Source organism: Streptomyces sp. NPDC001920, assembly GCF_053594495.1.
Map to the genome: position 1 here is coordinate 320152 of NZ_JBSFEP010000009.1, position 13751 is coordinate 333902.

General features: G+C 69.5%; 11 protein-coding genes. 5 read left to right on the forward strand and 6 right to left on the reverse strand.

Annotated features, from left to right (window positions below; all coding sequences use genetic code 11):
- Nucleotides 1-165 precede the first annotated feature (165 nt).
- The 3 genes from ACWCPI_RS17995 (at nucleotide 166) to ACWCPI_RS18005 (ending at nucleotide 3957) form a co-directional block, all read left to right on the forward strand.
- Entirely contained in the window at nucleotides 166-1368 is a 1203-nt protein-coding gene (locus ACWCPI_RS17995; protein ID WP_451039027.1) for a tryptophan dimethylallyltransferase family protein, read from the forward strand.
- 33 nt (nucleotides 1369-1401) lie between these two features.
- Nucleotides 1402-2769, forward strand: coding sequence for a tryptophanase (locus ACWCPI_RS18000; RefSeq protein WP_451039028.1), 1368 nt, complete (start codon nucleotides 1402-1404; stop codon nucleotides 2767-2769).
- Nucleotides 2770-3147: 378 nt separating this feature from the next.
- Nucleotides 3148-3957 carry a PhzF family phenazine biosynthesis protein gene (locus ACWCPI_RS18005; RefSeq protein ID WP_451039029.1) on the forward strand — a complete coding sequence of 270 codons (810 nt, stop codon included), beginning with the start codon at nucleotides 3148-3150 and terminating at the stop codon, nucleotides 3955-3957.
- Between the two features lie 74 nt (nucleotides 3958-4031).
- Here the strand turns inward: ACWCPI_RS18005 and ACWCPI_RS18010 are convergent, their stop codons facing one another.
- Both ACWCPI_RS18010 and ACWCPI_RS18015 read right to left on the reverse strand, forming a co-directional pair.
- Nucleotides 4032-4832, reverse strand: a complete 801-nt coding sequence (locus ACWCPI_RS18010; RefSeq protein ID WP_451039030.1) for a CPBP family intramembrane glutamic endopeptidase — start codon at nucleotides 4830-4832, stop codon at nucleotides 4032-4034.
- Nucleotides 4833-5146: 314 nt separating this feature from the next.
- Complete coding sequence (locus tag ACWCPI_RS18015) at nucleotides 5147-6664, reverse strand: glutamate--cysteine ligase (RefSeq protein WP_451039031.1); 1518 nt, start codon at nucleotides 6662-6664, stop codon at nucleotides 5147-5149.
- A 562-nt stretch (nucleotides 6665-7226) separates the two neighbouring features.
- Here ACWCPI_RS18015 and ACWCPI_RS18020 point away from each other — a divergent pair.
- Nucleotides 7227-7838 (forward strand): hypothetical protein, encoded by a 612-nt coding sequence (locus tag ACWCPI_RS18020; RefSeq protein WP_451039032.1) that lies wholly within the window; start codon nucleotides 7227-7229, stop codon nucleotides 7836-7838.
- Nucleotides 7839-8329: 491 nt separating this feature from the next.
- Nucleotides 8330-8536: a DUF5999 family protein gene (locus tag ACWCPI_RS18025; protein ID WP_451039033.1), complete on the forward strand. Its 207-nt coding sequence runs from the start codon at nucleotides 8330-8332 to the stop codon at nucleotides 8534-8536.
- Nucleotides 8537-8693: 157 nt separating this feature from the next.
- On the opposite strand, the gene ACWCPI_RS18030 is transcribed toward ACWCPI_RS18025, so the two are convergent.
- From ACWCPI_RS18030 to ACWCPI_RS18045, 4 genes are all read right to left on the reverse strand, one after another.
- Nucleotides 8694-9737, reverse strand: a complete 1044-nt coding sequence (locus ACWCPI_RS18030) for an endo-1,4-beta-xylanase (RefSeq protein WP_451039034.1) — start codon at nucleotides 9735-9737, stop codon at nucleotides 8694-8696.
- A gap of 53 nt (nucleotides 9738-9790) precedes the next feature.
- Complete coding sequence (locus ACWCPI_RS18035) at nucleotides 9791-10555, reverse strand: carbohydrate ABC transporter permease (RefSeq protein WP_388797175.1); 765 nt, start codon at nucleotides 10553-10555, stop codon at nucleotides 9791-9793.
- A gap of 74 nt (nucleotides 10556-10629) precedes the next feature.
- A complete protein-coding gene (locus tag ACWCPI_RS18040) occupies nucleotides 10630-11628 on the reverse strand; it encodes a carbohydrate ABC transporter permease (protein WP_451039035.1) in 999 nt (332 codons plus the stop codon).
- Nucleotides 11629-11634: 6 nt separating this feature from the next.
- A complete protein-coding gene (locus ACWCPI_RS18045) occupies nucleotides 11635-12930 on the reverse strand; it encodes an extracellular solute-binding protein (protein ID WP_451039036.1) in 1296 nt (431 codons plus the stop codon).
- Nucleotides 12931-13751 lie beyond the last annotated feature (821 nt).

Here is a 13751-nt window from a genome sequence, read left to right on the forward strand (position 1 = left end):
TGCTCCCCCGGTCACTCGTCCCCCCGGGCGGTCACGACGGCAAAGCGGTAAGTGACCGTCCGGACACCCATTGTAGCCATCGCGCGACCGGGAGGTGACCGGGGCGAAGCCCGAGGTGAGGACTGTGGGTCCAGCGTTCACGGCACACAGTCCTGGAGTCCGCGCATGGTCCTGAGCAACAACCGACGGCTGACCTCCTCCTCCATGGAGACGACGTCCGCGGAGGCCGTCCCCGAAGTGACCCTGGGCGAGCTTGTGGGAGGACAACTGCGTCGCGTCTGCGGTGCGGCAGGGTTCGCGGACCCGGACGGCGTCTGTGAGCTCCCGCTCCTCGACCTGCTGGACCTGCTCGGTCCCGCGGCCCGGCGTCCCCTGCGGGCCGGCCCGCCCTCGCCCTCGTTCGTCTGCGACGACCACTCCCCGGTGGAGTTCTCGCTCGCGTTCACGGCGGGGAGTCCGGCGGCCGTACGGGTCCTGGCCGAACCCGGTTGCACGGCGGGCACACTTGAGGAGAACGGCCGCCAGGGGCTGCGGGCCCTGCAGGACCTGGCCACGCGCCGGGACTTCTCGACCGAGCCGCTGCGCCGGGTGGCGGACCTCTTCTTCCCAGCGGCGATCCACGGCTCCTTCGCGCTGTGGTGCGCGATGGACCTGCGCCAGGACCGGCCCCCGGGCATCAAGGTGTACGTCAACCCGCAGGCTCACGGGCGGGAACGGGCCCCGCAGGTCACAAAGGAGGCGATGAGCCGGTTCGGGTTCGGCCGGGCGTGGCCGGCTGTGCGGGAACACGCCACGCCACACGGTCCCGAGAGGGACGAGATCCTCTTCTTCGCACTGGATCTGGGCCGGTGGGACACACCACGCGTAAAGGTCTACGTCGCTCACCACGACGTCACCGCCGCAAAGATCCGTGCCGTTTCCCGTCTGCTACCGGGGGACGGCGCCGAGCGGACGGCCGAGTTCTGCCGCGTGGCGGGCGGCGACCTGGGGCGCTTCGCTCACCGGCCCCTGGTGTCCTGCCTGTCCTACACCGAGCGGGACACGGAACGTCCCAGTGGCTACACCGTCCACGTCCCGGTCCGCGCCTACGCGCGGGACGACAGGGTCGCCCGGGACCGTGCCGAAGCACTGCTGCGGCGCCACGACATGGACGCCGCCGTCCTCGACCGCGCACTGGCCGCGATGACGTCGCGCCGGCTGGCCGAGGGGGTGGGGCTGATCGCCTACGTGTCCCTCGTTCGGAGCACCTGGCAGCCGCCCCGCGTGAACGTCTACTTCTCGCCGGAGGCTTACGAGGTCCGCCCCCCATGGCCGGCCGAGGGACGGGGCGCCGATGCCGGCGCCGGCGTTCGACGCGTCACCGGATGACAGGGCAGAGCACGCATGAGGAGGGTGAGGGCTGTGGAGCCGTACAGGATCAAGGTCGTCGAACCGATTCCGGTGACCACGCGAGAACAGCGGGAGCGCGCCCTGCGCCGCGTGCACTACAACTTGTTCGGACTGCGCGCCGACGAGGTCACGATCGACCTGCTCACGGACTCGGGAACGGGTGCCCTGTCAGCGGCGCAGTGGGCGGCGGGCATGGCCGGCGACGAGTCCTACGCCGGGTCACGATCCTTCTACCACTTCCAGGAAGCGGTACGGGACCTCACCTCCTATCCCTGTGTCCTGCCGGTCCACCAGGGCCGGGCAGCCGAGCGCATCCTGTTCTCCGCCCTCCTCACCCCCGGGCAGATCACGCTCAGCAACACCCACTTCGACACCACGCGCGCCAACGTGGAACTGACGGGCTGCCAGGCGGTGGACCTTCCCTGCCCGCGAGCTCAGGACCTGGACAGCGACGAGCCGTTCAAGGGCGACATCGACCTACGACGGCTGGAAGGAGCCCTGCGGGGCCCCGATGCCTCCCGGATCGCGCTGGTCGTCATGACGCTGACCAACAACGGGGAGGCCGGCCAGCCGGTCTCCATGGCCAACCTCGCCCGAGCCGCGGCCCTGTGCCGCGAACACTCCGTCCCGCTCTTCCTCGACGCGGCCCGCTTCGCGGAGAACGCGTGGCTGGTCACCCAGCGAGAGGCGGCCTACCGTGACATGACTCCGCGCCAGGTCGCCGAGGAGGCGTTCCGGCTGGCCGACGGTTGCCTGATGAGCGCGAAGAAGGACGGCATCGTGCACATCGGCGGCTTCCTCGGCCTTCGCGACCGCGACCTCGCCGAGCGGTGCGAACTGCTGCTCATCGCCACGGAAGGCTTTCCCACGTACGGCGGCCTGGCCGGCCGGGACCTGGACATGATCGCCCTGGGGCTGACCGAGGCCCTCGATCCCCGATACCTCCGCTCCCGTGCCGACGCGGCCCTCCACCTCGCACACCTGACCCGCGACGCCGGCATCGACATCGTCGAACCGCCGGGTCTGCACGCCCTCTACCTCAACGCCGGCCGTCTGCTCCCGCACATCCCCCCGCATCGCTTCCCCGGCCACGCGCTCGCCTGCCGGCTCTACCTCGAAGGCGGCATCCGCTCCGTGGAACTGGGTTCGCTCTACCTGGGCCGTGAGGACGACAACGGCACCCCGATCAGCACGGCACCCTACGAACTGGTCCGGCTCGCGCTTCCCCGCAGGACCTACGGCATCAGCCACCTGAACCACGTCGGCGAGGCCCTGGCGGCAACGGTGAAGGGCAGGGAGCGGATCCCCGGCTACCGTCTGGTCGAGCAGCCCGCGCTCCTGCGGCATTTCCGCTGCAAGCTGGAACCCGTCCCGGCCTGACGCCCGGACGGTCCTGGCGAACGCGCGGGCAGTCGTAGCGTGCCACCCGGCCGCAGGGCCCTGCGAGAGCGGGCGATCGACGAGTTGCGGTGGGGCCCGGAGGCAGGTGAGCGGACCGGTGCCTGGCGCCGGCCGCCGCCGTCGTCGGTGGACACGTGCTCGCCTTCACCGGGGGTGACCGGGCGTGCGCCGGTGCGGCCGCACGGGTCCGGTACGGGCCTCGCCGAGGCCGACGGCCGTGCCCTCGTCGTCGCCGGCGGTGACTTGGGCAGCGACACAGCGATTCTGGCGCCGGGCCCCCACCCAGCCCCGGAAATCGGTCCAGCACCCCCGGATTGGCCTTGGCCGCCGCCCTCCCGCTCCCCCTAGCGTCAGCGCATGCGGATTCGAATCGTCGACGCCTTCACCGATCGCCCCTTCGCCGGCAACCCGGCCGGGGTCCTGCTTCTCGACGCCTTCCCCGAGGACGACTGGCTCCAGAAGGTGGCCATGGAGGTCAACCACGCGGAGACCGCGTTCGCGCACCGGCTCCCCGAGGACGGGGAGGCCGACTGGGCGCTGCGGTGGTTCACTCCCGTCACCGAGGTGGCGATGTGCGGGCACGCCACGCTGGCCACGGCCCATGTGCTGCACAGCACGGGCGCGCACGAGGGCCCCGTCCGGTTCGCCACCCGCAGTGGCGTGCTCGTCGCCACGCCCGGCGAGGACGGCTCCCTCACGCTCGACTTCCCGACCGCCCCGCTCACGCCGGTCGAGGTCCCGGACGGGGTCGCGCGGGCGCTCGGCGCGGACCCGCTGCTCGCCTTCGACACCGGCCCCGCCGTCGGCGACCTGCTGCTTGAGATCGCCGACGAGAAGACGCTGCACGCGCTCGCCCCCGACCACAGGGCCCTCGGCACCTACTCCCAGCGCGGCATCATCGCCACCGCACGTGCCGAGAACCCCACTCGCGGCTACGACTTCGTCTCCCGCTGCTTCTTCCCGAACGTCGGCATCGACGAGGACCCGGTCACCGGCAGCGCCCACACGGCCCTCGCCCCCTTCTGGTCCGAGCGCCTCGGCCGTGCCGATCTCACGGGCCTGCAGGCCTCCCCACGCGCCGGCCGCGTCCGCACCGGGCTCCGCGGCGACCGCACGCTGCTGAGCGGCCATGCGGTGACCGTCATCGACGGCGAGTTGATCGCCTAGCGTCGTCCGGTCGACGGGGACCCAGGACTCCGAAGGGGGCGCACGAGATCGTCGTACGCCCCCTTCGGAGAAGATCACGCCGTTGGCAGCCAGCCCACCTTGCCCGCGAGCAGCGCGTACCCCACGAACGCCCCTATGTCGAGCAGGGAGTGCGCCACGACCAGTGGGCCCACCCTGCCCCAGCGGCGGTACAGGTACACGAAGACGACGCCCATCGCCATGTTGCCCAGGAAGCCGCCGATGCCCTGGTACAGGTGGTAAGAGCCACGCAGCAGGGAGCCGGCCAGCAGCGCCGAGCCGGGCGTCCAGCCCAGCTGACCGAGGCGGCGCATCAGGTAGCCGACGACGATGACCTCTTCGAGGATCGCGTTCTGCAACGCGGACAGGATCAGCACGGGGTACTTCCACCACACGTCGGGCAGCGCCTCGGGCACCACCGTGAGGTTGAAGCCGAGCCCGCGGGCGGCCAGGTAGAAGGCGATTCCGGTGCTGCCGATCACCGCCGCGACCGCCGCTCCTCGACCGAGGTCGAACCAGGGGCGGGTGCGGTCGAAGCCGAGGGCGCGCAGGCTCGCTCCCTCGCGCAGCAGGAAGTGCGCGACGAGGGCGACGGGCACCAGCGCGGTGGTGATCCCGAAGAGCTGCCACGCGAGGTCCAGCCAGGGGCGGCCGGGGGCGGCGGAGGCGTTGAGGGTGGCGGCCTGGTCCTTGAGGCCGCCAGGTTTGGTGACCGATCCGATGAAACTGATCAGGGCGGACACACCGCTCGCACCGAGCGAGAGTGCCAGGACGAGCAAGGTCTCGTCCCGGAGGGTCCGCCGTGAGGGCCGCTCATGCGGAAAGGACTCCGCCACGGGGCCTGCCTCGCCCTGCACACCTGCCTCCAGTTGAGTAATCCCGCCTCATCCTGCCGTACGGCCGGACTCCGGCACGAGACTCAACAGGGCAACAGGGACGACACCACCGCCATGAGACGTCCAGCTTGCCTGATCACCATGGGGCGAACGGCAGCGCCCCCTGTCGAGGTACGGGCGCGACGCCCTCTCACCTCTGGGCCCCGCCCCCGCCACCCCGACGACCAAGGACCGGCGGCGGGTCGGCCCCCGGCCCAGTCGGCCCCCGACCAGACCGGCTCCGACCACACCGGCCCCCGACCACACCGACCAGGGGCTCACCGGCGGGTCCCGCCTCACCCGGCCGGTACCGGCTCCAGCAGCCCCACCGGCCAGGTGTGGACCGGGTCGCCCCGGTGCATCAGCTCGCGGTAGCGGCGGGTCGTCGCGGCCAGGGCCGCCTCCCGGCTCAGGCCGCTCTCCAGCGCCCGGTGGAAGGTGGCCACCTGCCAGGACGCACCGTTCGTCCGCCGGCGGCACCGCTCCTCGATGACGCCCAGGTAGAAGTCGCGGTCGGCCGGTTCGACCCCCCATGCGTCCAGTCCCGCCTCGGCCAGCGGCAGCAGCTCGTCGCGTACGAGGCTCACCGCGTCGATCTCGGTCGTCCCTCCGTGCCGCCCCCGCCGGGGCCAGCGCAGCCGTGCCTCGATGCCGTCCTTGCAGGCCGCGTCGAAGTTGGCGGCGGCCGCTTCGAAGGGCATCCGGGTCCACACGGGCCGCGACTCCTCGGCGAGGGCGCGGACGAGGCCGTAGTAGAAGACCGCGTTGGCGACCACGTCCGTGATCGTCGGCCCGGCGGGCAGGACGCGGTTCTCCACCCGCAGGTGCGGGACGCCGTCGGCGATGCCGTAGACCGGGCGGTTCCAGCGGTACACGGTGCCGTTGTGCAGGACGAGCTCGGCGAGTGTGGGCACCCCGCCGGCGTCGAGGACCTCCAGCGGATCCTCGTCGTCGCAGATCGGCAGCAGAGCCGGGAAGTAGCGGAAGTTCTCCTCGAAGAGGTCGTACGCCGAGGAGATCCACCGTTCCCCGAACCAGGTGCGCGGCCGCACGCCCTGGGCCTGGAGCTCGGGCGGGCGGGTGTCGGTGGACTGCTGGAACAGCGGGGGCCGCGACTCGCGCCACAGTTCGCGTCCGAAGAGGAACGGCGAGTTGGCGCCCACGGCGACCTGGGCCGCGGCCACCGCCTGGGCCGCGTTCCACACGTCGGCGAAGCGGGCCGGGGTGACCTGGAGGTGCAGTTGCACGGAGGTGCAGGCAGCCTCGGGGGCGATGGACTTCGACGTGCACATCAGACGCTCGACGCCGTCGATGTCGAGCGTGAAGTCCTCGCCCCGCGCGGCCACGATCTGCTCGTTGAGCAGGGCGTAGCGGTCGACGTCGGAGAGGTTCGAGGAGACCAGGTCGTCCCGGTCGAGGGTCGGCAGAATGCCGATCATCACGATTCCCGCGTCGAGCTCACCCGCTTTTCGATCGGCATATGCCAGCGACGTGCGGAGTTCCTCGGCAAGCCGGTCGAATACCCGCCCCTCCAACCTGTGCGGGGCGATGTTGACTTCCAGATTGAACATGGCGAGTTCTGTTTGGAAATCGCGACTCGCGATCCGCTCCAGTACCTGCCCGTTCAGCATTCTCGGCATGCCCTCGGCGCCGGTGAGATTCAATTCGATCTCAAGCCCCATGAGATTCTTGGGGCGATCGAACCGCTTCTCCTCCAGCAGCCGCTCCAGGCCCGTCAGGCACCGCCGCAGCTTCCTGCGGTAGTGCTGCCGATCGGACAGATCGAACCGACCTGCCACGACCTTCTCCCCCATCGAAGCTTCCCTCCTCGGATGGGCGGGCCGAAGTCCGGCCACCAGTGTCCCGGGTCAGGTGCAATGATGCCCAGCCGAAGCGATCGATAACGTCCCGAGCCGGCCCGGTGCCCGCTACTCTGTGGGACGTGACCGGCGGCACATTCGCCAGGCATGGAGCACGGAGCAGTTTCCGGCCGCTCACACACTCGTGAAAAACGCCGATGAGAATTGGCCGACCGCACCCGGGTTGTTTATCGAGGTCATCGCCGTACGACCGGCCGGGAATCGGGATGTTTCCCGCATATCACCGGCCGATTGAACCCTTGCCGAGTGCGCCGAAAGCGGCTAGTTGAAACATGGCCTGAACACTCGTCGTATAAACTCCGCAATCAAGGCAGAGGGTAGGCGCCCACGGTCTTGGGCCTGCCGCCAGGTCATGCGCGGCAGGCACCACTCATCCCCCTTCGCGCTCCCTGACCCCGGCCCCTCCTCTCTGACCTCCGTGAGCAGACAGCGCCGTCCGCCCCCGCTTCCACCCCGCCCTCGCGCCACTGTGCCTGTCAATGAGAGGCGACCCACCATGCCGCTGCATGTTCCCCCGGCTCCCGCGCCCGCACTTCGCTCCGTCCTGACCGCGCTCGGCTCGCCCACCGCCGTCCGCGAGGCCCGAACTCCGTCCCTGCGGGCCGCCCAGGGTCCCGCCACCCCCGAACTCCCGCTGCCCGTGCACATCGTGGACGAGATCACCCCGGCGGGCGTGTCCGCGACCCGGCTGGCCGGCTGGCGTTTCCTGATCAACTGCGGTGAGCGCTCGGTGGCCGCGGCCGAGACGCGGCTGACCCCCGACGGGTGGGCGTTCTCGCACTTCTTCGAAGGCCCCTACATCGCCTCCACCGAACGGGCACTGCGCCAGGCCGAGGCGTTCCAGCAGCCGTACCAGCCGCGACTGCTGTCGTTTCCCCGCCTCTACATGCTCACTCTCTGGCTGCACGGCGACTGCACGGCGGACGGCACCTCGGGCCACCCCGACGCCGCCGACATCCTCATTCCACTGGCCCCGGCCCCTCCCGGCATCGCTTCCCATCTGCCGCACCGCGTCGCCGAACTGCTCCCGGTACTGACCCTTCGGGCGACGCACACCACACTGCCCCCCATGCCTCCACTGCCGCCGCTGCTCGGCTCGCCCGCCTGAGAGCACCCGCGCGAGCGCCCGCGTACCCCGTCGCCCTGTCCCGGGCCGCGGGGTACGACGCTGTTCGCGACGGGGCTAAGCTCGGACCGGACAACAGGAGAACACACACGCACGAGCCGTCGCGGTGCTCGCAGGAGCGGAAAGCACTCGCCTGAGCGTGAAATGGCGTGACCACGGGAAAAGTCTCGCTCGCACGAGCGAGAATACGCTCGAACGAGCCCCTCAAGGTCCCCGGCCCGTCCGGACTAGCCCCATCCGGCCATCCCGAACCACCCGAAGGGACAGGGGAGTTGGGATGAACCGTCCGGCCGGCGGATGCGTCATCAATCTGTGAGAAGCGGTGCTGCAAAATCCCTGCGGATCGACGGCCGTGGGGCAACACTGGGTTCCGACCGACTTATCAACGGGGGGCGGCCATGAACGAGTCTTCACGCCGCGAAACAGACCAGACAGCCATCTCATCCATCACGACAGAGCGAAAGATCCCCTCCATGTGCCAGCACCAGCCACCGTGCCCTTCAGCCGACTCCGCCGACCGGGAATCCGCCCGTCTCGCGGCGCACCACCCGGAGCAGGGATGGAGCCTGCTGTGCAACGGCGTCCTGCTCTTCGAGGACACCGGTGAGCTCCTGCCGGACGGCCAGATCATCGCCCCGCACCGCCCGCTGGGCACCGCCACGGTGATGACCGCCGCGTAATCCCTGCCGGCGGACCCCGCCGACAGGGCCCCGCACCACCGGGCAGCACGACGGACGCCCGCGTACTCCCAGGGGCCGGTCGCAGACCACTGCTGCGAGCCGGCCCCGACATGCGTCCGGGGACGATCACGCAACGTGACCCTCTGGTCGCACCGGCCTACTCCAGTGCCTCCCGCAGCGCGAAGTACGCGGGCTTCGGGCGCAGCTCCTCGTCCCAGGGCAGTGCCGCGCCTTCTCCCGGGAAGACCGCCGGGATCCACGAATACCGGTCGGTGTAGTCCCACACCGTGATCCCCACGCAGCGCCGCACCGCGAGGCACGCCTCGGTCATCCTCCGGTACCAGTCGGCCTGCTGCGCCAGCTTCTCCTCGGTCGTCGGCAGCAGCATCCGTACGTCGACCTCGGTCAGCGCGGTGTCCAGACCGAGTCGGGCGAAGCGGCGGAGGTTGTCCTCCAGGGTGGTCGGATAGCCGTACTGAAGCGCCAGGTGGGCCTGGAGGCCGAAACCGTGCAGCGGGACGCCCTGCGCCTTCAGCTCCTTGGCCAGCTTGTAGTAGGCGTCGCTCTTCGGACCGATCGCCTCGACGTTGTAGTCGTTGAGGTAGAGCCTGGCCTTCGGGTCGGCCTGATGGGCCCAGCGCAAGGCATCGGCGATGTAGCCGGGGCCCAGCGTCTTGTAGAAGATCGTCTCGCGGTAGGTGCCGTCCTCGTTGAACGCCTCGTTGACGACGTCCCAGGCGAAGATCTTGCCGCGGTAGTGCCGGACCTCGGTCTGGATGTGCTTCTTCAGTACGGCCCGCAGCTCGGGCGCCGTCCACTCGCGACCGGTGAGCCAATCGGGCAGCTGACTGTGCCAGACGAGGGTGTGACCGCGCACCTTTTGATGGTTGGCGCGGGCGAGCCGCACGATCTCGTCGCCCTTGGCGAAGTCGAACACGCCCTGCTGGGGTTCGGTGGCGTACCACTTCATGGTGTTGCCGGGTGTGAGCTGGTCGAACTCGCTGCCGAGCAGGGCCTTGTACGGCTCGTCGGTCAGCTCGGGGTTGTCGGTGGCGCTGCCGAAGTACCGGCCGTGCCTTTCGGCGAGGTCGGCGAGGGTGGGCTGCTGATGGCCCGCCCGGGCGGGAGAGCCGGCGCCCACAGTGGCGGCGACCAGGAGCGTGGCGACGGCGCCTGCGAGTCTCAGACGGTTCTTGCGCATGGTGCGACTCCTCACGTTTCGGATGGTGGGTGAGCCGTACGTCCGGCCGCGCGTCAGCCCTTCGTGGCGCCGGCGGTGAGGCCGCCGACGAGCTGGCGCTCGGCGACCGAGTAGAAGGCCAGGGCGGGGACCATGGCCAGGACCAGGTAGGCGAAGACGCGGGCGTATTCCGCGGAGTACTGGCCCTGGAACTGCTGGACACCGATGGGGATGGTCCACCACGTGGAGTCGGTGAACACCAGCAGCGGCAGGAAGAAGTTGTTCCAGCTGGTGACGACGGCGAGGACCGACACGGTGCCCAGCGCGGGCCGCGCCATGGGCAGCAGCACCCGCCAGAAGAAGCCGAAGGAACTGCATCCGTCGAGCGTGGCCGCCTCCTCCAGTTCACCGGGGATCTGCCGGAAGAAGCCGCGCAGGATGATGATCGTCATCGGCAGCCCGAAGGCGGCCTGGGGAAGGATGACGCCGAGCGGGTTGTCCAGCAGGCCCATGGAGCGCAGCAGCAGGAAGAGGGGCAGGGCCGCCACCGCGAAGGGAAACATCAGCCCCATCGTGAACAGCGTGAACAACGCTTCCCGTCCGCGGAAGGCGAAGCGCGCGAAGGAGAAGGCCGACAGTGCCGAGACCGCCACCACGAGCACGGTCGTGCCGACGGCGATCAGGGTGCTGTTGCCGATCAGCCGCCAGAAGTCCCCGGAGCCGAGGATGCCCGTGTAGTTGCCGGTCACCCAGGACTCCGGCAGCCCGACCGGGTTGCGGGAGAGCTCGTCGGTGGTTTTGAAGCCGGACAGCACGGCGTAGAGCAGCGGCACGACCATCACCGCGCCGACCACCACGAGGATCACATGCAGCGGCAGGTTCTTCCTGCCGGTCCTCCTGCCCGACCTGGCCGTCACGCGAGGCCTCCCCGCATCGTGGTGGTCGCTCCTTCGAGGTCGCGGCGGAGCACGAACCGCTGGTAGGCGAGGGCGAAGACGAGGCTGATGCCGAACATGACCACGCTGATCGCGCTGGCGTAGCCGACCTGGTAACGCTTGAAGCCGTACTGGAACATGGTCACGGCCATGGTCTCGGAGTGGTGGTCAGGGCCGCCCGCCGTGGTCACCCAGACCAGGTCGAACAGTTGGATCGCCCCGATGACGGACAGGAACACGCTGATCCGCAAGGTGGGCGCGAGCAGCGGCAGGGTGACGTTGCGGAAGCGCTGCCAGGCGCTCGCGCCGTCGATGAGCGCGGCCTCGGTCAACTCCCTTGGGACGGCCTGGAGTCCGGCCAGGTAGAGCATCATGTGGAAGCCGAAGTACTTCCAGGTCATGACCAGGAAGAGGGTGGCCATGACGGTGGACGGGTCGGCGAACCACTCCCCGCCCAGCCCGTCCAGCCCGATACGGCCGAGGAGTTGGTCGGCGAGCCCGTCGTCGGGCGCGAAGATCATGCTGAACAGCACGCCGGTGATGGCCTCGGACAGCACGTACGGTGCAAAGAACAGCATCCGGTACACGGCCCGGCCCCGCAGTCGCTGGTTGAGCAGCACCGCCATGGCCAGCGCGAACGGCAGTTGCACGGCGAGCGACAGCACGACCAGGACCAGGCAGCGCCAGAGGTCACCCAGGAAGACGGGGTCCTGCACGAGCCGGGTGAAGTTGTCGCCGCCGATGTAGTCGGACGGCATTCCGAAGCCGCCCCAGCGGAAGAAGGCGGCGTACAGGGCGAACAGGATCGGCAGCAGCACCAGGACGAGGAACAGCACCAGGGCGGGCACCTGGAAGCCGACCGCGGTGAACCAGTGCAGCGCGCGTCGCCGGGCCCGTTCCCGATCCGCCCGCGTGGACGGAGGTGGCAGGTCGGCGCCGGTGCCGGTGCGCTCGTCCGGCAGGAACGTGGAGGTCATCGCCGGCTACTGCTCTTCCTTCGCGGTCTTCGTGATCGACTCGGCGACCTGCTGGGGGGACTTGGAGCCGGCGATGAGCGCGCCGACACTGTCGTTGACCTCCTGGCCGACCGCGGGCGCGTATGCCTGGTCGAGATAGAGCTGGAAGCCGGTGGCGCTCCTCAACTGCGCCTGTACGGCCTTGATGTTCGGGTCGGTGAGGGCGCTCTCGGCGGCCGGCACCACCGGCAGGACACCGGTCTTCTTCACCAGTTCCACGTCCGTCGCCTCCGAGGCGAAGAACTTCAGGAAATCGACGGCGGCCTGCGGAGCCCCGGTGCGCAGGGCATGTCCGCCGCCCCCGCCGAACACCTCGGTGATCGCGCCCTTACCGCCCTCGACCTCGGGGAACGGGAAGAAGCCGAGGTCGTCCCCGAGGCCCTTGCCGGCGTCCGCCTGGACGACGGGCGCCCACTGGCCCATGAGTTCCATCGCCGCCTTGCCGTTGCCGACGGCCGCGGCCTGGCCGGTGGGACTGGAGTAGGCGGCCCCGAGGAAACCCTTCTGGAACGGCTGGAGATCGACGAGTTCCTGGAGGTGCTGCCCGGCCTGGACGAAGGCGTCACCGGTGAAGTCCTTGTCGTCGTACGCCTTCTGGAGGGCGGAGGCTCCGGCCGTGCGCATCGAGAGGTAGGCCCAGTAGTACATGCCGGGCCACTTCTCCTTGCCCGCGAGGGCGAGCGGAGTGATGCCCTTGGCCTTCAAGTCGCGTACGGCGTCCAGGAAGCCGCTCCAGGTGGTCGGCGGCTCGGTGATACCCGCGTCCTTGAAGAGCGCCTTGTTGTACCAGAAGCCGATCATGCCGATGTCGAACGGGATGCCGTACACCTTCTCGTCGAGGAGGTACGGCTGCTTCGCCACGGGCAGCAGACCGTCGGCGAAGTCCTTGGTCCGCTCGGTGAGGTCCTCCACGAGCCCGGCGTCGACCTGTTGCTTCAGTACGCCGCCGCCCCAGGTGTGGAAGATGTCGGGCAGCTTCCCGGAGGCGGTCAGCGCGGTCATCTTCGACTTGTAGGCGTCGTTCTCCAGTTGGACGATCTTCACCTTGACCTTGGGGTTCTGCGCCTCGAACTTCTTGGCCAGCGCCGCCCAGACGCCCTTCGTCGGCTCGGTGGTGGAGATGTTCCACCACTCGATGGTGGTCGTCCCGTCCGACGACCCTCCGTCCGAGTCCCCGCCACAACCGGTCAGTGCCGTCATGCCCACACCGGCCGCGGCGGAGGCCGCCAGGAAGCCGCGGCGGGACAGTGCCGGGTCGCCCATCATGCGCTCCTTGGGTACGGGACGACCTGTTCATGGTCCGCCCCTGAGATCGAAAGTTTCGGAAGTGATTCAGAAAGCTGCGTTGATGCCGCACCCTAGAGACAGCTGCCAAACGCTGGCAACCCCTTGTACGAGGTGAATCTGCCGCCAACCATCCCTGCCCGCAGAGCCCTTGAGGCGCACCACACACCAGGGCGCCCGAAACATTCGATTCCAGCAGCGAACATTACGTAGAGGATGGGGCCAAGTTTCCGACAACAGGTCTCCTCGACCAGTTCCTTGACACCTGCATGGCGGGTGGGGCGGCCGCCATGACGTCACACCCGCTCCGGCGACGGCACGTCGGCCCGCTGCACGGCACTCGAAACCTCGCCGGACCAGGGGCACTCAGGGTCTTCAGGGCCTCAGTCAGCACTCGTCCCATGACCCTGAGTGTCCACCCGGCCCGGAGTCGCCCCCGGGTCACCGACACCGCCCCGCGGGGGGGCCGGATCCCCCCGAGCTCGGAGTTTCTGCGCGGCCGACTGCGCCGCAGCAACTCTCAACGGAAGCTTGACGCCCGCAAGCCGCACATCCAAAGGCCCATGCGTCACTCTCTGCTTACGCTGGTGCGGCCGTACGCGTGAGGCCGGACCACACGCCGATTCGCACCTCTGGAGCACGTCCGTCGATGGCCGCCACGACCTAACACCCACCGCCCAGTCGGCTCCGCGTCTGGATGCTGCAAGGTCTGACAGACATGGGCAAGGGCCCCCGGTCCCCAAAACTTCGAACTGCCAACTCTCTGCTCGCTCCGGTCACCCGCGAGGTACTCCGCGAAG